The sequence below is a fragment of the Vibrio stylophorae genome (assembly GCF_921293875.1).
Classification (GTDB): Bacteria; Pseudomonadota; Gammaproteobacteria; order Enterobacterales; family Vibrionaceae; genus Vibrio_A; species Vibrio_A stylophorae.
Window position 1 is genome coordinate 1,467,335 of the sequence record NZ_CAKLDI010000001.1, and the last position, 20,456, is coordinate 1,487,790.

General features: G+C 48.0%; 15 protein-coding genes. 7 read left to right on the forward strand and 8 right to left on the reverse strand.

The features are described 5' to 3' along the window. Positions 1-17 precede the first annotated feature (17 nt). Positions 18-1,415 (forward strand): DUF3131 domain-containing protein, encoded by a 1,398-nt coding sequence (locus tag L9P36_RS06765; RefSeq protein ID WP_237465957.1) that lies wholly within the window; start codon positions 18-20, stop codon positions 1,413-1,415. A 438-nt stretch (positions 1,416-1,853) separates the two neighbouring features. Continuing rightward, complete coding sequence (locus L9P36_RS06770; protein WP_237465958.1) at positions 1,854-6,623, forward strand: calcium-binding protein; 4,770 nt, start codon at positions 1,854-1,856, stop codon at positions 6,621-6,623. Positions 6,624-6,765: 142 nt separating this feature from the next. On the opposite strand, the gene L9P36_RS06775 is transcribed toward L9P36_RS06770, so the two are convergent. The 8 genes from L9P36_RS06775 to L9P36_RS06810 form a co-directional block, all read right to left on the reverse strand. Beyond that, a complete protein-coding gene (locus L9P36_RS06775; RefSeq protein ID WP_237465959.1) occupies positions 6,766-8,070 on the reverse strand; it encodes an HlyD family type I secretion periplasmic adaptor subunit in 1,305 nt (434 codons plus the stop codon). Then, entirely contained in the window at positions 8,057-9,820 is a 1,764-nt protein-coding gene (locus L9P36_RS06780; RefSeq protein ID WP_237465960.1) for a type I secretion system permease/ATPase, read from the reverse strand. The genes L9P36_RS06775 and L9P36_RS06780 overlap by 14 nt, the downstream gene beginning before the upstream one ends. Before the next feature lie 143 nt (positions 9,821-9,963). Next, positions 9,964-10,437, reverse strand: coding sequence for a response regulator (locus tag L9P36_RS06785; protein ID WP_237465961.1), 474 nt, complete (start codon positions 10,435-10,437; stop codon positions 9,964-9,966). Then, complete coding sequence (locus L9P36_RS06790; RefSeq protein ID WP_237467877.1) at positions 10,430-11,776, reverse strand: ATP-binding protein; 1,347 nt, start codon at positions 11,774-11,776, stop codon at positions 10,430-10,432. The genes L9P36_RS06785 and L9P36_RS06790 overlap by 8 nt, the downstream gene beginning before the upstream one ends. A gap of 5 nt (positions 11,777-11,781) precedes the next feature. Continuing rightward, positions 11,782-13,197, reverse strand: a complete 1,416-nt coding sequence (locus L9P36_RS06795; protein ID WP_237465962.1) for an SLC13 family permease — start codon at positions 13,195-13,197, stop codon at positions 11,782-11,784. 369 nt (positions 13,198-13,566) lie between these two features. After that, the gene (locus L9P36_RS06800) at positions 13,567-13,983 is read right to left on the reverse strand and encodes a CBS domain-containing protein (RefSeq protein WP_237465963.1); all 417 of its coding nucleotides are present in this window, start codon (positions 13,981-13,983) and stop codon (positions 13,567-13,569) included. A gap of 264 nt (positions 13,984-14,247) precedes the next feature. Continuing rightward, positions 14,248-15,015: a uridine phosphorylase gene (gene udp, locus L9P36_RS06805; RefSeq protein ID WP_237465964.1), complete on the reverse strand. Its 768-nt coding sequence runs from the start codon at positions 15,013-15,015 to the stop codon at positions 14,248-14,250. 207 nt (positions 15,016-15,222) lie between these two features. Continuing rightward, a complete protein-coding gene (locus tag L9P36_RS06810) occupies positions 15,223-15,810 on the reverse strand; it encodes a TfoX/Sxy family DNA transformation protein (protein ID WP_237465965.1) in 588 nt (195 codons plus the stop codon). Between the two features lie 270 nt (positions 15,811-16,080). On the opposite strand from L9P36_RS06810, the gene L9P36_RS06815 reads away from it, so the two are divergent. The 5 genes from L9P36_RS06815 (at position 16,081) to L9P36_RS06835 (ending at position 20,447) form a co-directional block, all read left to right on the forward strand. Continuing rightward, positions 16,081-16,686 carry an LON peptidase substrate-binding domain-containing protein gene (locus tag L9P36_RS06815; RefSeq protein ID WP_237465966.1) on the forward strand — a complete coding sequence of 202 codons (606 nt, stop codon included), beginning with the start codon at positions 16,081-16,083 and terminating at the stop codon, positions 16,684-16,686. Between the two features lie 182 nt (positions 16,687-16,868). After that, positions 16,869-17,789: an HDOD domain-containing protein gene (locus tag L9P36_RS06820; protein ID WP_237465967.1), complete on the forward strand. Its 921-nt coding sequence runs from the start codon at positions 16,869-16,871 to the stop codon at positions 17,787-17,789. A 123-nt stretch (positions 17,790-17,912) separates the two neighbouring features. Beyond that, positions 17,913-18,824 (forward strand): LysO family transporter, encoded by a 912-nt coding sequence (locus L9P36_RS06825; protein ID WP_237465968.1) that lies wholly within the window; start codon positions 17,913-17,915, stop codon positions 18,822-18,824. 144 nt (positions 18,825-18,968) lie between these two features. Next, complete coding sequence (artP, locus tag L9P36_RS06830; protein WP_237465969.1) at positions 18,969-19,697, forward strand: arginine ABC transporter ATP-binding protein ArtP; 729 nt, start codon at positions 18,969-18,971, stop codon at positions 19,695-19,697. A 24-nt stretch (positions 19,698-19,721) separates the two neighbouring features. Further along, positions 19,722-20,447, forward strand: a complete 726-nt coding sequence (locus L9P36_RS06835; protein ID WP_237465970.1) for a transporter substrate-binding domain-containing protein — start codon at positions 19,722-19,724, stop codon at positions 20,445-20,447. The last annotated feature ends 9 nt before the right edge of the window (positions 20,448-20,456 follow it).

Genomic DNA, 20,456 nt, shown 5'->3' on the forward strand with positions numbered 1-20,456 from the left:
CGCAAGGCGCGGCATTTATGCTGAGCCTGATGTTTATTTTGCCTGTCTCTTGGGCGAAAACCGGCTCACCAGCGCCAATGCCAGAACAGGTGAAACTCAGCGATCGCGGTATTCATAGCGCTAGCGACCCACAAATTATGAAAGCGCGCCAGCAGCGTGGTATCTCACCACAAAATATTTCGCCGAGTGATATTTCACAAAACAGTTCGCCCGTAGAGCCACAGGGCGCCAATCAACCCCATCAAGGCAAAGCGCTGAGCAAAGAACAGCGACAACTAGCACTACAAGCGCAGGCCTATTTTACACGTTACCGCCATGCTAATACGGGTTTAGTTGATGCCGTTGCTGGCTACCCGCATCTAACATTGTGGGATATCGCCAGTATCATTAGCGCTGAATTAGCGATGGAAGCCTTAGCCCTGCAAAGTCCACAGCAAACGGAGCGGCACTTAAAAGCATTACTGCGCACGCTAAAAACCATGCCGCTTTATCAAGATCAGCTGCCAAACCGTCAATATGATGCCAAAACCGGGCTTCCCTCTGGGCCCTATAGTCAAACAAAGTATCAAGGTAATGGTTGGTCAGCGCTGGATATCGGCAGGCTGCTGATTTGGCTTCACATTCTTGAGGAGCAAAAGCCGCAATTTTCAGGTGCGATCAGTCAAATTGCTAAACGCTGGCAGCTCAAACGTGCCGTGCATCAAGGGACGCTCTATGGCATGAAGCTTAGCCGTGGGAAGCAGTATTATCGGCAAGAGGGACGTTTAGGCTATTTACAATATGCAGCGACCGGATTTGTTCTTTTTGGTTTTAAGCTAGAGCAAGCTTTTTCCTGGGACCATATTCAAACTGTGAATGTTCAAACCGTCAAATCTGACTCGCACGACTTACTGATTGATGAACGTAATCTCCCCTACTTTACCAGCGACCCTTATGTGCTTTACGCGCTGGAAATCACCGCAAAGCAGCCTTGGTGGCAACAGATCGATGCAATTTATGCCATGCATCGACAGCATTACCTGACGCATCAACAACTCTATGCCTTTGCAGAAGATGCCATGGATCGCGCGCCTTGGTTTGCCTATAACAATCTCTATTACTATCAGCAGCCTTGGCTAAGTACTTCTAGTGGCGGTCAACCGATTGAAACCGGACAAACACTCAGTCATAAGGTCGGCTTAGGTTTCAGTGTGCTCTTTGATGATCCCTTTGCGACGCAACTTCAGCAGCAAGTGATCCGCAATGCCCAACATCATCACTATATCCCCACAGGGCAATATGAAGATGGCGGTATCAACCGTGCTTATAACATCAATACCCAAGCGCTGATATTACTGAGCCTTTGGTATCAGCAGCGCGGCCATGCCATTTTAGATGCTGTGCATCTTCAATCAACACACCAGCATTCTCACTAATTTTTTCTTTAAATCGCAAACATCTCATTTCTAACAAAGAACCCTCTTATTTCCAGAACCCTTTTATTTCCATGCACCACTTTCAAAATGTATCGCCTCTAAATACATAGCCTTTAATACATAGCCTCAGGCTGGCTTCTTCTTTTTCATCGCATCTTGCACTTTCCTCTATTTATCTGTGCATTTTGCCTGACGCATTAGACACCACCTTCTATGCTCAATACTGAGCTGCAACAAGATCATCCATTTCTTAATTTTGAGAGTCAGATCTAAGTGAATGTTTTGCCGATTTAAAATGAAACCATCGCGCATCATCAACAGCTCAGTCGTCCATCGATAAACCGAGTTGGCACTGATTGTGCCTAACTCAAGTCAGAAAGATGTATGTAATTTCTACAATCAACACAGATTCAAACCACATCATTGACGAGGTGCGCCATGCAAGGAACTAAAGACAACGACAAAATCATCGGAACCAGTGCTGATGACGAAATCCATGTTCAAGAGGGACATGATGAAGTTGAAGGCCGCGACGGCAATGATTATGTCACCGGTGGCGCAGGCAGTGACCGACTGCTCGGCGAGGGCGGTGAAGATACCCTCTTTGGTGATACCCCCTACGATTTACAACCCGAGATAACACCAGAATCTCCGGACGGTAATATCGATGATTCATGGGGTACATCGCAAACCGTCTATGAATATCAAGCGGGTTCACAGGAGCCCAGTGAAAAAATCGAGCATAGCGTTCGCCTCGATAACTATCTGGTTGATGGTGAAGGTCAGCTCAGCAGCCTCTTTACCCTATCAAGCGATGAGCAAACGGTTACCGTGAAAATGATCGATGAACAAGGGAATATCTTGCAAAGTCATCGCGTTGAGATCAACGAGAACGGCCAGTTCGAACTCACCTTTCAATATGCAGATGCCGATGTAGACGACAATCGTTTATTTCATTTCCGTATTGAAAACGAGCTAGGTGAGTCTATCGATAGCATTGAGTCGCTCTCCTTTGTTGCGCATAACATCTTCGATGACACCATTTATGGTGGCCAAGGCGATGATGTAATTTTCGGTCAACAAGGCGATGACACCATCTATGGCGGTGAAGGTGATGATTTTATCGATGGTGATATCAATGATGACGCCCTCTTTGGTGGTGAAGGGGCTGACGTGCTTGTCGGTGGTGCTGGCCAAGATTTGCTTTCGGGTGGCAGTGACAATGACACTCTGCTCGGCAGTGATGGCGATGACACCCTCTATGGCGATGGCGGCGATGATCTGCTTTTAGGTGAGCTAGGTGATGATGTTATCGAAGGTGGCGAAGGTCAGGACACCCTGATTGGTGATGATGGCCAAGACACCCTCAAAGGCGATACGGGTCAAGATACCCTACTCGGCGGTCTAGGCGACGATACGCTGCTTGGTGGTTTAGATAACGATGAGCTGCATGGCGATGCTGGTAACGACCAACTGATTGGTGGTGCCGGTGATGATTTCATCATGGGCGGCGAAGGCCAAGACACACTCCAAGGTGACAGCGGTGACGATCTTCTTCTCGGTGGTGATGACAACGACCAAATCGAAGGCGGCGAAGGTAATGACCTGCTCTTTGGGGAGCTTGGTGATGACCATATTACTGGCGGTTTAGGTGATGATCAGCTTTATGGTGACGATGGCCAAGACACCCTTATCGCAGGTGAAGGCAATGACCAACTCTTTGCCGGTGCAGGCGATGATCGACTTTTTGGTGAAGCTGGCGACGACATTTTGCATGGTAACGAAGGCAACGACACGCTCGATGCAGGCAGCGGCGATGATGTGATTTATGCCGGTAGTGGTGATGACCATCTCATTGGCGGCGAAGGCAATGACACCCTCTTTGGTGAAGGTGGCGATAACCGCTTTGAAGGCGGCGCAGGCGACGACACCGTTTATAGCGACGCGGGTATCGACACTATTGATACAGGCACAGGCAACGACACTATCTTTGCCGGTGATGGCGACAATCGCATTGATGCTGGCACAGGTCATGACACGGTTTATGCGGGCAGCGGTACAGATGAAATTAATCTAGGGGATGGTAATGATCTGCTCTTTGCAGGCGACGGTGACAACCAAATCATTGCTGGTACTGGGGACGATCAAATCTACACCGGACAAGGTGCGGACACCATTGATGCTGGCGAAGGTCAAGACACCCTCTTTACCGGCGATGGTGACGATAAACTTCACCTTGGCGCAGGCGATGATACCGCTTATGCCGGCGCGGGCGATGATGTCATGTATGGACAAAGCGGCGCCAATACCCTCTATGGCGAAGATGGCAATGACACCCTATATGCAGGCCAAGATGCCAGCAAACTTTATGGCGGACAAGGCGCCGATACCCTAGAAGGCTCTACGCAAAGCGATGAGCTCCATGGTGGCGGCGATAATGATCTGATTCTCGCATCTGAAGGCGATGACCAAATCTCTGGCGGAAGTGGTGATGACAAACTTTACGCTGGTATCGGTGATGATGTCGCCCTTGGCGGTGCGGGTGATGATCTCATCCTAGGCGAACAAGGCGATGACATTCTTGTCGGCGATAGCGGCGATGATACCTTGATGGGCGGTGATGGCCGAGATTTACTCGCTGGCGGCAGTGGCGACGATCGTCTCGATGGTGGTCTGGGTCAAAGTGAGCTGTATGGTGATGAAGGTAACGATACCCTACTCAGTGGTGATGATGCCGACATTCTCAGTGGTGGTAGCGGCGATGACGTGATCACTGCCAATGCAGGCGATGACACGCTCTATGCTGGCAGTGGCCAAGATACGCTTGATGCGGGTAGCGGTAACGACCGAATCTTCGGTGAATCCGGACAAAATACCATTGATGCGGGCTCAGGTGATGACCAGATTTATGGCGGTATAGACCAAGACACCATTGATGCAGGTAGCGGTGACGATCTTGTGTACGCCGGAGATGGCGACGATCGCATTGAAGCAGGCCTAGGTGATGACTTCATCGATGCCGGTGCAGGCCAAGACGAACTCTATGGCGGTGAAGGTAACGATGCCCTCTTTGGCGGTGCCAATCAAGACTACCTCGTGGGTGGTGAGGGCCAAGACTACCTCGATGGTGGCAGCGGCGATGATACCCTGCAAGGTAGCGATGCAAGCGATACCCTCTATGGCGGTAGTGGCGCTGATACCATTCTTGGCGGTGAAGGCGATAATATTCTTTTCGCCGGTGATGGCCAAGATACCCTCACCATGGGTGCTGGTGACGATGTGGTTTATGGCGAAGCTGGGGATAACCAAATCACACTGGGTGATGGTGATAACACCCTCTTTGGTGGTAGCGGCGCTGATACCGCGCAGACCGGCCAAGGGCAAGACCATCTTTCAGGCGCTAGCGGAAATGACACTCTGCGCGCAGGTGCAGGCGATGATCTTCTCGAAGGGGGTGACAATCATGACACCCTTTACGGTGAGAGCGGCCAAGATACCCTACTTGGCGATACCGGTAACGATACCCTCTATGGCGGCGAAGGTGCGGATAAACTCTTTGCCGGTAGTGGACAAGATACCCTTTATGGCGGCGCAGGCGATGATGAACTGCATGGCCAAACAGGGCTAAACGCCCTCTTTGGTGATGCTGGTCGAGACACCCTCTATGGTGGTGATGGCAGTGATACGCTCGATGGTGGCGATGACGATGACCGTCTCGAGGGCTTTGCGGGTGATGACCAATTGTCTGGTGGCCAAGGTGATGACACGCTTGATGGCGGTGAAGGTGCAGATACCCTACTCGGCGGTTTGGGTGATGACAGCCTCAGCGATAGCCAAGGTGATAATCGACTCTATGGTAATGAGGGGCAAGATACCCTGACCACAGGCGCAGGTCATGACGTGCTCGATGGCGGCGCGGGTGATGATACTCTAGATGCAGGTGATGGACACAACACACTCTCTGGTGGCGCTGGTGCAGATACCCTGCTTTCAGGTGCAGGCAATGATCGCCTAGAAGGCGGCGATGACGATGACCAACTAACCACCACTGGCGGCGATAATGTGCTCTATGGTGACGGCGGTGACGATCGCTTAACGGCAGGCGCGGGACAAGATCAACTCTTTGGTGGCGATGGGCAAGACACACTCCTTGCAGGAAGCGGCGATGACCAACTCTCTGGCGATGCCGGCAACGACAAACTCTATGGCGGCAGTGGCGATGATCGACTCGAAGGTGGTCTTGGCGACGATAAGCTCTATGGCCAAAACAACGACGATATTCTTGAAGGTGGTGAAGGCAATGACAGTCTTTATGGTGGAAGCGGACAAGATACGCTGATTGCTGGTCTTGGCGATGACTTGCTCAAAGGCGATGGCGGCAACGACACCCTATGGGCCAATGAAGGTGATGACCGCTTAAAAGGTGGCAGCGGCGACGACCTCCTCTACGGTGAGGAAGGTGATGATACCCTTGAGGGTGACAGCGGAAGCGATCAACTCTATGGCGCTATCGGCGATGATACCCTCAGTGGCGGTAGTGGCGCCGATAAGCTTTCAGGCGGCGATGGACAAGACGTTCTATATGGCGGTGATGACAGTGATTTTCTTGACGGCGGTAGCGAGTCAGACCGTTTGTATGGCGATGGTGGTGACGATCTGCTCTTTGGCCTTACCGGCGATGATACCCTCGATGGCGGCAGCGGTGTTGACCAACTCTTTGGCGGCGAAGGCAGTGACCTGCTGATCTTTGATGAAGATGATGTGGTCCAAACCGACAATGCCACGGTGCATTTTAGTGGCGGCAGCGGCTTTGATGTCTTACTGGTCGATGACCCACTTGAAAATAATATGATCGATATGAGTCAAACCGCGTTCCAAGAGCTCGAAGGCGTTTTAGTCAATGCCTCCAATGCATCCATTAAGTTGGCGCTAGATAAGATCCTCGCCAATAGCACCGATGAGCTATCTAACAATCAATTTGTATGTAGCGGCGCAGATAGCATTGATCTTCTGGGCTATGACTGGCAACAAACCGATAGTCTCAGCACCCTATCAAGCTCACTAAAAGCCGCCTATGAAGCCAAAGATATTGATACCAATGCGCTTCATGCTTATACCTTTAGCAACAACCAAGGCGATGAGGTGACGATTTGGAGCGATTGTGATGCGCAAGATATTCACTTGAACCCTGAAACGGATATCGTTTGATTCATGCTATAAGCACCATCAACACAAAAGGCCTCATTTGAGGCCTTTTCTTTTTCCCATTTTTCCTAGTTGCTGAATGGAAAACAGTGAATGAACATTCGAAGTGTTCAATGAAAATTGAATCAATCGAATAATTGCGCCCTTAAGATGCTTCACGAAAAGCGCGGTAATAACCTCGCTGCAAAGGTGCCAACAGATAATCCATCATGGTTCTCGACTCATGAAGCACATAGACCTCAGCTGGCATACCAGGATAAAGCTCAATACTATTAAACCGCTCAAGCTCTGCTTGCTCAAATGCAATTCGCACCTGATAGCCGCTTTGGCTCGATTCACGACTCTGATTCAAGCGATCGGCATCGACATGAATCACGGTGCCAGCAAATGCCGGTGTTGTTCGCACATTATAAGCGCTCAGCCGAATACGCGCAGGCATCCCAACTCGGACCAAATCGATATCTTGCGGTGACAGCGTCACCTCAACAACCAAATTATCGTTAACAGGCACCAGCTCCATCAGTACCTGTCCCGGGCGAACCACACCACCGACACTGTGAACACTCAAGCCCACCACTACACCTTGGTGTTCACTGCGAATTTCAACGCGTTTGCGCACATCGGTGACGGCATGCAGCGCTTGCTTAGCATCGCGAAGCGCTTCACTATTTAGCGCTAACTCTTGGGTATATTGCGATCGTTTGGCGAGCTGCTGAGCCTCATAGGCTTGTTTGAGAGCTACTATTTGCTCTTTGAGTACGCTTTTTTGTGCTTGCAGCTCGGCTTGATGCGCGCGCACTGAAGCGTGGTGACGTTGCAATTCAAGCAGCTTTGTTTTGGCAACATATCCCTTTTCAAGCAGTTGCTTGGTCATTTGGATCTCTTGTGCAATGAGTGATAACTGGCGCGCCACCGCGCGAAGCTGAAACACAGTGCCTTGCTCCTGCTGGGCTAACAATCGCCCTTGCTGCTCATACTGACTTTGCTCCATCTGTTGCTGCAATCGCGCTTGCTCAAACAATAATCGTTGGTGCTGATAAATATTTTGTACCGCGCTCATTTGAATAGTTTGCAGCGCAGAAAAATCCAGTGCCTCTTGGTTTTTCAGCTGCGCTTTCAGGCGAATTTGACTGGCCTCAAGACTAACCACCCGCTGATAGACTTGCTGATAATTGGCTTCTGCATGCGCATCAGAAAGCTCAATTAACAGATCGCCAGGTTCAACGCGTTGTCCCTCTTTAACATGAATCGCCTTGACCCATCCCCCAGCTAAATGCTGAATTTTCTTACGTTCACTCTCCACCACCAGTTGACCTGAAGCGATAGATGCCGACTCAAGCTTTGCGGTCATCGACCATACCAAGAAGCCCCCTACACCTAAAAACAGCAAACATAGTCCCAACACAATAATTCGTTGCGTATTTAAAAGTGGCGTATTAAGACGTGGCATGACTCACCTCCTTAGCCTTTTTATGATGACGAATGGCTTGTTGCTGCCCTAAAAACTGCTCACTGGTACCTGCTTTTTCTACGCGGCCATCTTTGAGCACCAAGACCCAATCCATCTGTTTTAAAAAGCCGGGTCGATGACTAATCATCACCACAGTGATCCCCTGCTCTTTGCAGTATTGCAAGACAATAGCGAGCGCCACTTCCCCTTCGGGATCAAGGTTTGAATTGGGCTCATCTAATATCAACACGCGCGGGTTGGAGAAGATTGCTCTCGCAAGTGCCAAACGCTGCAATTGCCCACCTGAAAGCTGTACGCCGCCCTCACCAATGGGCGTGTCATAACCGCAAGGCAGCGATAAAATCAACTCATGCACACAAGCAAGCTGCGCTGCATGAACAATTTTTTCAGCTGGCGCATCGGTAAATCGACAAATATTTTCCGCCACCGTCCCGCTAAGCAAACCCACATGTTGCGGCAGATAACCAATCACTTGGCCAAATTGCGCTTCAGGCCATTGTGAAATCGCTGCGCCATCAATGCGAATCTGTCCAACCGTAGGCTGATGAATGCCCATCAACAATTGCACCAACAATGTTTTACCTGCACCCGAATGACCCATAATGGCCAGCGCTTGTCCGGCACCAAGCTTAAAATTGACGCCTTGAAGCACCGCATGTTGGTGTCCTTCAAATTTCAGCCCCACTTGCTCAAAGCAGATATCGCCTTTGGGCTCAGGAAGATGGGTTTTACTCATGGGATCTTGGTTTAACACAAAGTGTCGAAGCTGCTGATAAGCACGATAGGCTTGAATGGATAGACGCCAGCTCATCACCCCTTGTTCAAAGGGAGCCAATACGCGCGACATCAAAATAGAGCTAGCAATAATCGCACCGGCACCAAGCTGCTGCTCAAGCACCAACAGTACACCGACACTCAGCACCATGATCTGTAACAGTGTGCGCAAATATCGGCTCAGCGCTAGCAACTGACTTTGCTTACTATGCACTTGCCACTGCGCTTGAAGCAAACGCTGTTGATCCTGCTGCCAACGCATGACCATACTTTCGGTCATTCCCATGGCCCGTAACATCGAGGCATGACGCAAATAGTCATGGGATGCAAATTGCTGCTGTTTTTGTGATAGCTCAACCGCAGCGCTTTGCTTTTGCTGCTGGTGTATGGTCCAAAACGCTAAACCGGTAAAGAGGACAATACTTGCCAGCGCAATGGCGCCAATCAATGGGTGCAGCAAAAACAGCACCATTAGAAAAATGGGCGTCCAAGGCAGGTCAAAAATGGCGGTTGAAGATGGTGACAGAAAGAACTGCCGCAGCGTAGCCAGCGCATTCATGCTTTGTCGATCGCTGTGATTTTTCTCCGCACTTTGCCGCACACTTTGCGCCAAAATACTGGGCCCTATCATCGCATCTAAATTCAATCCAGACTGCTGCAAAATGCTGGTTCGAATATAGTCAAAAGCCGCTTGCAAGCTGAGTAGTGCCACCGCAATAACGCATAGCGCAACCAACGTATTGATGCTGGCGCTGGTGAGGACGCGATCAAATAGCTGCAAGCTATAAATCGGCAGGGTTAAAATCAAAACGTTGCTGACCAAGCTAAATAACACCACAAATCCTAAATGGCGCTTGGTGAGCAGCATGGCTTGGTCAAACCGACTCGATTGCTGAGTCAATGCGTTCGGTTTTTGCTTTTGTCGCTGAAAATGAGCGTGAGATGAATCAGGCAAAGTCTGCTCCTTGATACAGGATCCCTGTCAATGAGCATAGTCGCTACTGCCTTAACTTTAAGACTTTTCATCAAAAAACCCAGTTTCAACGGCTATTGAAACTGGGCATTCAATGGATTCAATTCTGATGAATCACAAACCAGTTAGTGCAGGCGCTTTAACACCACTTGCTGATCAAGTGCTTCCAGCCACTGGGTATGATCCAATCCCATATCAAAGATATATTCAGTGATCAGGTTGCGAACCGTACTCACGAGAACTTCAGCCTGCCACGGCTTTTCAAAATAACTTTCAATACGCGCTTGGTTAATGGCACTGATCGCATCTTGATGTGTCGCTTGGCCGGTGAGCAAAATCTTTTTGGTGTGTACAAAACGGCCATCCTTTGACACCTCAGTCAACAGCTCAACGCCAGTCATTCCTGGCATCACATGATCAGATACCACCAGCGCCACATATTCGCCCTCAGCATCCAGTTCATCCATGAGCTCGAGGGCTTCATCGCCAGACTCGCAATCTTCAATTGCAAACAATTGACTTAAAGGTTCTAAATCTTTTAGCACAGCGCTTAACACTTCACGCTGATCATCGACACAAATGATATTGAGCTTATCCATAGCTGTCCTCAAAAGGCAGTTTAATGCGAAATGTGGTTCGCGAATCATCACTCTTGACGGCAATCGAGCCTTCGTAACTCTGCACAATGCGCTGTGCAATCGACAGGCCGAGCCCCAAGCCAAAGGAGAGCCCCCCTTTTTTGGTGGTAAAGTTGGGCTGAAAAATCTTACGGCGCACTTCTTCTGGAATCGCAGGACCATTATTACTAATGGTGACCACAATCGATTTACGTTGCACCGTGGTTTGTATTTCAAGCTGAGGTGACGCCATTCCCATCATCGCATCACACCCATTTTTAATGATATTAATCCACACTTGGACTAACTCATTTTGACAGGCATAGATGGCAGGCATCTCACCACCATGCCATGCCACTTGCACCCGCCGAAGCGGGCTTTGCAACAATGACAATGCCTGCTCAATGGTGTCATTCACATTGACGTTATATTGCTTGTCTTGTTCACCGCCCCCCAGTTGTTTCACTGAGCGCACAATATGGGTGGCATGAGTCGCAGCCAAACGCATATCATGAATATCCCGTCCCATATCCCAATAGATCAGCGCGTCATCCAAATGCGTGAGCCAATGCTGTGGGATCTCATCTTCAGGCCATGCGCGTGCCAGTTGCTTTGCCTTACCTTTTTCAAGGCCATATTGTTGCGCAAAATATTTCGCACGCTGACGCACTTCAGCAGATGATTGCTGCTGGCCATGGTTCAATCCATGTTCTAGGTATTCACATAAATGTGGGCGACGTTGCACCATGCGCTGATAAATAGATTGCTGCAACGTCTCAGTTTTACTGCTCAGTACGCCAACAGCATTATTCAGCTCATGTGCAATACCTGCCGCAAGCTGACCCAAGGTGGTCATTTGCTCTGCGCGAAACAGCTTTTGCATCGCGCGCTCTTTGGCGGCGGTCTGCTGCACCATGATTTGCTGACGCCGCGCTAGCTCATCCACAATCAGTGGCATCAATTGATCGGACAAAGCGCCATAAAGCTCTGGCTCTAAAGCCTCGGTATTGAGATCAATCCAACCAAGCTCACTGTCTTGCGAAGCAATTATCGTGGTTGAAGCCACAGTGCTGCGTGAGAAAAAACTATGCACACCAACAATTTCACCGGGACTAACCGTAAAAAGCTCAGTCCCCGGCTTTAAACTCAAATCTGCTTTTGATGATTCGTAGTAGCCTTTGAGCTCCCCCGACTTCACCCAATACAGACGATCATTAAAACCATTTTGGGTCATTAATCGCACGCCAGCTTCAATCGTCAGCTGACGTGATTGCTGCGAAAAATAAACCTCAATGAGCCGTTCTCGCTCACGCTGAAAAATTGGCATTATAGAAACGACACCATACGAAGCATCCAAATCATCACAAAGCTCATGAGCACACCAACGATGCCAATGATCACACCGGTCTTCGCCATTTGGTTACTCGACACATTACCAGTCGCGTGTGCCAAGGCATTTGGCGGCGTACTGATTGGCAATGACATGCCCAGTGATGCGGCAAAGGTCACCACCAGAATCAATGTTATCTCACCGCCCATTGGCGCCAGACTGGTCATTGATGCGCCCAGGGCTGCCATAATCGGCATCAACAAGTTTGCCGTCGCAGTGTGCGACATAAAGTTTGCCATCAATAAACATAAGGTAGCGGCGCCAAGTAGCACCACATAAGGTGAGAAATCATCAAATGGAATACTGTGAACCATATTGCTGGCAAGACCGGTTTTATCAAGCGCTAGACCTAGCGCAATACCGCCTGAAACCAACCACAGCACATCCCAAGAGATTTTTTTCAAATCCTCTTTGTTGATAATGCCCGTCAATGAGAAAACCGCGACAGGGATCAGTGCAACGGTATAAGAGTTCATGCCGTGCTTTGAGCCCATCAACCAAAGCAAAATGGTGACACCAAAGGTGAGATAAACTGTGATCGCTTTTGGCGTTTTTAAGAACTTCCCTTTAATTTCCAGCTTCATGCTCTTTTGCTCAGCTGGATAAAACAGACAAAGAAGTCCCCATGCAAAAGCCAGCAGCACCACCACAAATGGCACCCCAAAGGCCATCCACTCACCAAAGGTAATGGCGTTTTCACCAGTTAAATATTTCAGTGCAATGGCATTGGGTGGTGTGCCAATTGGCGTACCGATGCCGCCAATGTTAGCTGCAATGGGAATGGATAATGCGAGCGCCACGCGCGCAGGATCGCTGGTGGCAAATACCGCAAGAACCGGCGTTAAAATCGAAAGCATCATCGCCGTGGTTGCGGTATTGGACATAAACATCGAGAAAATGGCGGTGATCAGCATTAAACCCAAGGTGACAAATTTTGGATCTTCACCAAAGGGCTTAAGCAGCACCCGCGCTAAGTTCACATCTAAACGATATTTCGTGGCCGCCATGGCCAGAAAAAAACCGCCCAAGAACAGCATAATGATCGGGCTTGCAAAAGTTGCCATGATCTCTTTATGAGAGAGCAGATGACCAAAAGATGCCTCACCATTGCCTTGCTGAAAAAAGAATATCCCCTTGTCGGAAATCAATAGCAGTTCAAGAACAATAATTAAAACGGATGTTGCGTAAATTGGAATGGGCTCTAGCACCCAACACAGGGCGGCCAAAAGGAAAATGGCAATCACACGTTGTTGTAAAACAGTCATTCCTTCAATGGGAAATGCCGATAGCGGCATCAAAAGGATGATCAATGGAATAATAATAGGTAGGACGTATTTGAGGTATCGGCTCATGGCAATCAACAATCCACTGTAGGTAACCAAAAGTCACAGCAAGTCAATGCTGCAGAAAAATACTGAAAGATTCATTCTACGCGGATGGTTTGAATTAAATAGGAAGCAGATCAATTAAATTGAGCGATAACGGACGGTTAGCATCAATATTTACATTTTGTAACATTTGATTGCGATAGCCCGCAGATTTTAGGCCCTAAGTCTTAGTGCGTTAGCTAGTTAATACAATAAGTCGTATCGATAAATTGCCTAATTCTATTCAAATGATGGTCTTCGAATACTTTTCTTCGATCAATACGTCAATGTATGAAAGGTTCAATCCTTCACCAAAAAAAACCACCCTTTCAGGTGGCTTCTATCAAAAATTCGTTATACGGGATGTTGAAAGCACTTCAGGATCTGCGCGTGAATCGCATCGAGTACATTGCGACGGGTGATCACCCCCACCAATCGACCCTTTTCAACCACAGGGTACACTTTCGGTTTTTGCCCACACATCATCTCAGCCAATGCAAGAATTGAATCATTGGGATCCACTGACAGAACATCCGTTCGCATACAATCACCAACCTGAGCAGCATCTTCACAGTGATAGCTCACTTTAAGCAGCTTTTGAATCATATCCTGCTCTGAAATAAAACCAATCACCTCATCCTTTTCATTCACAACGGGCCCACCGGTCTGCCTTGACTGTAATAGACGCTCCAAAGCCACAGTCAGTGACATCTGAGTGGTGAATAACACGGGGCGGTTATTCATGTAGTCGATCACTTTCAAAGATTCCATTTGTACTCCCCCAAGCGCATGCCTGATCAGATTGTTGTCGGACTTCTTCTATTATGGTCTCACCTTCAAGGGATTACGAAATCCATGTTAGTAAAATGTTTAATAAATAAGACCAATGATTCGACACTCGGTTTGCATTGCGCGCTGTTACAAACAAAAAAGGCAGCCAAGCTGCCTTTTTACAATCCAGTGATTTAAAGCATATCAATCAGCGAAAATTGAACAATGAAATGTAACACAAAACTGCTAAATGAAACCTCGACACTAAGCGGTCTGAATCAAACGTTTTGCCGCTACAACGACTGCTGTAATCGCGCGAGTTTCCACCAGCGCTAGTGTTTTTGCATCAGGAATCTCTTGATGGGTCCGATTGACAATCACCCCAGCCACGCAGCCGGCTCGAAAACCTTGGCTGGCACATTGTGTCAATAAGGTCGCAGATTCCATTTCATAGTTCAGCACGCCCATGGCTTGCCATTCAGCCATTGAACCTTGCAGGCTTTTTATCACGCGGCCAGACACTGTGTCATAGCGCTCTTGTCCTGGATAAAAGGTGTCACTTGACGCTGTGACGCCCAAATGCAAGGGATAACCAAGTTCAGTCACCGCCTGCTCCATCGCTTGCATCACACGATAGTTAGCGACCGCTGGAAATGCCGCTGGTGCAAAATGATAACTGGCACCATCCAAGCGCACAGAGCCTGTGGTGATAATCACATCACCCACTTGAATTTCAGGTTGAATGGCACCCGTGGTACCCACCCGAAGAAAATCACGAATCCCAAGCTGCGCCAACTCTTCAACTGCAATCGACGTAGATGGACCACCAATCCCCGTTGAACAAACAATCACGGTTTGACCGGCAAGCTTCGCGCGATAAAGGGTATATTCACGGTGCGCCGCGAGAAATTCGGGTTGCTCCATTAAGCCTGCAATTTTCTCTACGCGATCGGGGTCGCCTGGCAAAATGGCCAATGTGGCACCTTGAAAGTCATCTTGATTTACGCCGAGGTGAAATACGCTTGCTGTCATGGCAAAGCTCCTTGAGTTTGAGGAAAGGCTAAGTCTTACTCTAGTGGAGTTTTTGCAATTGCAACGCTGGATAGATCACACTTCCCAAGGGCAAACGATTCCCTCATCAATGGCGGGATTTTCAGTTTAGAAATTTGTGAGCACGCACAAAAAAAGCGCTCGAAAGCGCTTTGAGGTGACGTATTTCTTAAACCAAACTGGGTATTGTTACGCGGTCTGACGCAGCAATGCTTGCTGCTGCTGCATATCAATCAAAGTCCAATGGATCCCTTCACAGGCACCTGCAAACATCCAAAGTAACTTTTCGTCAACCGTATCGCCATGCACTTGTTTTACACGCTTGTAGACTTCAGCAGCGCCCAAGTCCATAAAGGTGTCAACATCAGGTACCCCTGACTTTTTTATCATGCGCTCTAGGGTCAAACGTAGATTCGGTAGATCGCGCAAACGTAAATTTTGATTGTTATTGCGCTCAGTGCGATCAACCTGCGCTTGTTCAATTGCCGCTTCAATCAACGGATCTAAATTTGGTGACTCGGCCAAAAACAACTCAGACACATCATAGTAATTAACCACCGCCGTAGATGAGCGCTTTTTATGGGTATAGCGCGGACAATCTAGCGCCATAAAGCGATCATCTAAGTCTGCACCACCGCGCAAATAAAAACGGCCGCCCGTCACGAGTGAAAACATGGCGTCACTATGAAATAGCCCCGTACCACCAAACATGGAACGCTTATAGTTGTCACCAAAACGTGCACAATACGTTGCAATTGTATCGACTGCCAATGTCATATGTCCTCCAAACCCGAATCGATAATCGTGGTTGCGTCAAAATTTCGACAGAGATTATTGTTTGCCAAAGTCAGAGGAATGTCAGGGCCATTTCAGGCACTTACATTGCGTGATTTGTATCGACAAGATTTTATGTAACGCGTCATGCGTTTCACATTTTGTCAGAGCGGTCGCATTTATCATTCACTGCGTTACATTGGCATCGATCGACCTTTGTTCGCAAAACAGCTAAATTTAAATCACAAGATGCACATTAATCTTGGAGACGACATGCAATTAGCCGCGTTCCCACTTGCTTCTCACCTTTTCCCTGGCGGGATCATGCAACTTCGAATCTTTGAGCCACGCTATGTCCGAATGGTCAAAGAGTGCTGCGCACAGCAGTGTGGTTTTGCGTTGGCGATGATAGAAGAGCAGCACACTGAAGCTGAAAAACAGATGCTGGCACTCGGCACCTTAGCCACCCATGTCAAAATCATCGATTTTGACCAACTTGAAGATGGCTTTTTCAGCATTACTATCCAAGGGGTTGAGCGCGTCAAAATTCATGATATTCGCGGAGATGATGATGGCTTGTTAGTGGCTCAAACGATTCCGCTGACCAATTGGGCTCCGAGCGAAACCCCCAGCCATGCGCAGTCCATGGTTTTAAAGCTCAAAGCATTCTTTCGCTCCAATCCTGAATATGCTGCGCTATATCCGCACTTTGATTATCAAAATGCGGTATGGCTGTGTTACCGCTGGTTAGAAATCCTGCCACTCAGTTGCCAACAAAAACAAAGTTTGCTCTCTCGTGATAGCCATCAAGATACCCTGCGTTTTCTACAAGCGCTGTTTCAACAAATCGATGAACAGGACGCAGAGCACGACGAATAAAGTCATCGCAACCACTTGTAAATGATTCTTTTTCGTAAATAAATCCATCAAAATGGCAAACAATAAGCAGGAAAACCCATGGATACCCATCGAGCTCTCATTTTGTAGTTTATTTCGTGCAGGGCGAATCAGAAATCATTAATCTACTGATGATTACAACAATAGTGAAAAGCCGAGAACGTATGACCTCCCTGCCTTTATATTGGCTCACGCCAAATAAGCAAAAAATCGTCAACGACTTAAAATGTGAGTTTAAAAATTTAGTCACCGAGGCGATTGCTCAGCGCCAACTGAAACTACCACCGATTCCACAAGTGGTACTCAACATCCAGCAATTAAGCCTGCGTGATGATGTCACCATCAAAGCCATCGCCAAAGCACTGACCGAAGACCCAAGTTTATCGGGTGCCTGTGTTTACGCGTCAAACAGCGCACTTTTTAGTCCACGTTTTGGTCCATGCCACGATATCCTGACTGCCGTTTCGCGCCTTGGGATCGCACGGGTCAAAGATCTGATCACAGCCAAAGCCATTGAGCAGCTGAAAAAAGATGCGCAATTTAGCCAAGAGTGCAATGCACTACTGACCAAAAGCGCCGGTCTTAGTCGCACCTTTGCTGCCACCATGGTACTGATTTGCCAAGAGTTTATGAAGCGCAACCCGCAGCTAGAGCTTGATGCAGGCAAAGCGATGCTGATTGGCCTATTAGCTGATATCGGCCTATTCTCACTGGTCAGCGCTTTATCTCAATATTTGAAAGAAGGCAATTACATCGATTTTGAACTCGCCAAGGATGTGATGGCGCAATGCTGTGCTGAGGCTAGTTTCTCTGTGCTTCAATTCTGGCAGTTTGACAAAGATTTTCTCACCGTGGCTGGCAACCGACGGATGAACCATGTCGATCCCGAAAAACCGAGTTACCACGACATCGCCACCATGGCCAATCACCTTCTTTTATTTCGAAGCCATGATGAACAAGCACTAAGCGCGCATGATATTGAGCTAAGCGCAGATGGCGCTGATATCTTATATCAACTCTCCAACCTCGACGATCAAGCCTTCCAACAGGCTTGCCAAGAAGTCCTGCAACTGAGCGGCATGTGATAAATTAGTTTCCTTGATGGTTGGCATTAGAAAATGTCGCAATGCCAACCATTGATGTATTTTATTTTTCATCAATAATCCCTATTTTATCGCCCCATCCATCGCCGTCTCATGGAGGAGAATATGTTTCAGGGCATGCTTCTTATATTTACGCCGCTTTTTGTTGGCTATTTTATTCCGCTGCGCCAAGAAAAATGGCAGCGTTTTGTCTCAAATCTCACCAATCGACTGATCACCCTTATTTTGGCGCTGATTGGTGTAAGTCTTGCTGCGCTCGATAACCTACTGACCAACCTTGGTCAAGTCGGCCTGCTCACCCTAACTTTTTTCCTCAGTATTGGCTTATTCAACCTCATGGCATTGCTCTGGGTCGACTGGCGCTATCCACTCGCGGTTAAAGAGCAGCAAGGTGATGAAAATAGTCTGCCTCATGCCAAAGAATCCCTCTCTTTACTTGTTGCTGTACTGGCAGGCTTCGTTGTCGGGCTTGCAACCAAATACTGGATTGCCCTACCCCTTGATTGGGTTGACCAAGCCAATACAGTGATCCTGATGGTGCTTTTGCTGCTTATCGGTATGCAACTTGGCAATAGCGGAATTGGTCTCAAACAAATTCTACTCAACCGCGCAGGGATTCGGCTGGCGGCTGTATTGATCATGACATCTTGGCTGGGCGGACTATTGGCTGCATTGATCCTATCGCTCCCTTGGCATCAAGGACTAGCCATGGCATCAGGATTTGGCTGGTATTCATTGTCTGGAATTTTGATCGGCGATCACCTTGGTCCTGTCTATGGCGGCGCCTCTTTTTTAAATGAGCTGCTACGAGAACTGGTGGCGCTTATCTCCATTCCCCTGATCATGCGCCGTTTCCCAAATACTGCAATTGGCTACGGCGGTGCAACTAGCATGGATTTTACACTGCCAATTATTCAAAGGTGTGGTGGAATCCACTGCGTACCCACGGCCATTGTTAGTGGATTTATTCTAAGCCTTTCCGTGCCTTTCATGATGCTATTTTTCTTACAGCTATAACTTGTGAATCAATCAGTTAAAAACAGCAGGAGCATTTTCTGCTGTTTTTTTATTCGCCTGGATAAATATTTTATACATTCGTATTGCATAAATACTCATTAGAGGTATTATGACCACAATTCCTGATTAATGCAGAATGTTTGAATGGGTATTCAACTACACAAGGTGAATAAGTTTTACGGTCAGCATCAGGTGCTGCACGATATCAACCTCAGCTGTGAGAAAGGCGACACCTTGGTGCTATTAGGCCCCAGTGGTGCAGGGAAAAGTTCGCTACTTCGCATTCTTAATCTTCTTGAAGTTGCCGAGCAAGGCACCATGCACATTGCGCAAACCGATGTTGATTTTGCCAATCCTTTAAGCGATCAAGCGGCGATGAATCTACGTCGTAAAGTCGGCATGGTTTTTCAACAGTACAACCTGTGGCCTCACAAAACCGTGCTTGGCAACTTGATTGAAGCCCCTATCAAAGTTTTGGGGATGAATAAAGCGGATGCAACCACCCGCGCCCAAACCATTTTGCAACAGTTACATCTGGGTGATAAAGCAGATGCTTGGCCAATTCAACTCTCCGGTGGCCAACAGCAGCGTGTCGCCATTGCCCGCGCTTTGATGATGCACCCAGATACCCTCTTATTTGATGAGCCAACCGCGGCGCTTGATCCTGAGATCACCAACCAAGTGGTTAGCATTATTAAAGAGCTGAGTTCTACAGGGATCACACAAGTGATCGTGACTCATGAAGTCGATTTTGCGCGCAAAGTCGCCAGCCATGTCTTGTATCTAGAGCAAGGAAAGGTGGTTGAATTTGGTACTCGCGAGGCCTTTGATAACCCACAAACCCCGCAGTTTGCCGCTTACTTAAATCACTAAAATTTCGTGACAAGGAGTTATGATATGAAAAAGACAATTATTGCAGCCCTATTTGGCCTGACCGCTTTGAGCGCAAATGCACAAACTGAACTGAAGTTTGTGATGGAAGCAACCTATGCTCCCTTTGAATATATGGATGAGAACAACCAAATCAAAGGTTTTGATGTGGACTTGGCCAATGCACTTTGTGAAGAGATGAAAGCCAAGTGTACCTTCCACAACCAAGCCTTTGATAGCTTGATCCCGGCCATTAAATTTAAGCGTTTTGATGCAGCTATTTCTGCCATGGATATTACTGATGCGCGTAGCAAGCAAGTGAACTTCACCAATGCATACTATGACAACGCGGCAATTTTCGTAGCCCTTGAAGCCAATGCGAAAAATCCACTTCAGGGCAAACGTATCGGTGTCCAAAATGGCTCAACCCATCAAAGCTACCTACTTGAGCAGATGAAAGGCGCTGAAGCTGTACCTTACGGCAGCTATCAAGATGCATTCCTTGATATGAAAGCTGGCCGTATCGATGCTGTTTTCGGTGACACTGCGGTCATCGCTGAGTGGCTTAAATCAGATAAAAACGTCAAGGCTGTTGGCAATCCAGTGACCGATCCGAAGTACTTTGGTAACGGTTTTGGTATCGCAGTTCACAAATCAAATAAAGCATTGGTTGAACAACTTAACGCCGCACTTGACACCATCAAAGCAAATGGTAAATACGACACCATTTATAACAACTACTTTGGTCAATAATTAGGATCT

What these genes read in the sequence shown, in the direction of transcription:
- L9P36_RS06820 (WP_237465967.1), top strand. Translation starts at nt 16,869, where the DNA reads ATGACCTCCCTGCCTTTATATTGGCTCACGCCAAATAAGCAAAAAATC.
- L9P36_RS06825 (WP_237465968.1), top strand. Translation starts at nt 17,913, where the DNA reads ATGTTTCAGGGCATGCTTCTTATATTTACGCCGCTTTTTGTTGGCTAT.
- L9P36_RS06785 (WP_237465961.1), bottom strand. Translation starts at nt 10,437, where the DNA reads ATGGATAAGCTCAATATCATTTGTGTCGATGATCAGCGTGAAGTGTTA.
- L9P36_RS06770 (WP_237465958.1), top strand. Translation starts at nt 1,854, where the DNA reads ATGCAAGGAACTAAAGACAACGACAAAATCATCGGAACCAGTGCTGAT.
- L9P36_RS06835 (WP_237465970.1), top strand. Translation starts at nt 19,722, where the DNA reads ATGAAAAAGACAATTATTGCAGCCCTATTTGGCCTGACCGCTTTGAGC.
- L9P36_RS06815 (WP_237465966.1), top strand. Translation starts at nt 16,081, where the DNA reads ATGCAATTAGCCGCGTTCCCACTTGCTTCTCACCTTTTCCCTGGCGGG.
- L9P36_RS06765 (WP_237465957.1), top strand. Translation starts at nt 18, where the DNA reads ATGCTGAGCCTGATGTTTATTTTGCCTGTCTCTTGGGCGAAAACCGGC.
- L9P36_RS06810 (WP_237465965.1), bottom strand. Translation starts at nt 15,810, where the DNA reads ATGACATTGGCAGTCGATACAATTGCAACGTATTGTGCACGTTTTGGT.
- L9P36_RS06775 (WP_237465959.1), bottom strand. Translation starts at nt 8,070, where the DNA reads ATGCCACGTCTTAATACGCCACTTTTAAATACGCAACGAATTATTGTG.
- L9P36_RS06800 (WP_237465963.1), bottom strand. Translation starts at nt 13,983, where the DNA reads ATGGAATCTTTGAAAGTGATCGACTACATGAATAACCGCCCCGTGTTA.
- udp (WP_237465964.1), bottom strand. Translation starts at nt 15,015, where the DNA reads ATGACAGCAAGCGTATTTCACCTCGGCGTAAATCAAGATGACTTTCAA.
- artP (WP_237465969.1), top strand. Translation starts at nt 18,969, where the DNA reads ATGGGTATTCAACTACACAAGGTGAATAAGTTTTACGGTCAGCATCAG.
- L9P36_RS06795 (WP_237465962.1), bottom strand. Translation starts at nt 13,197, where the DNA reads ATGAGCCGATACCTCAAATACGTCCTACCTATTATTATTCCATTGATC.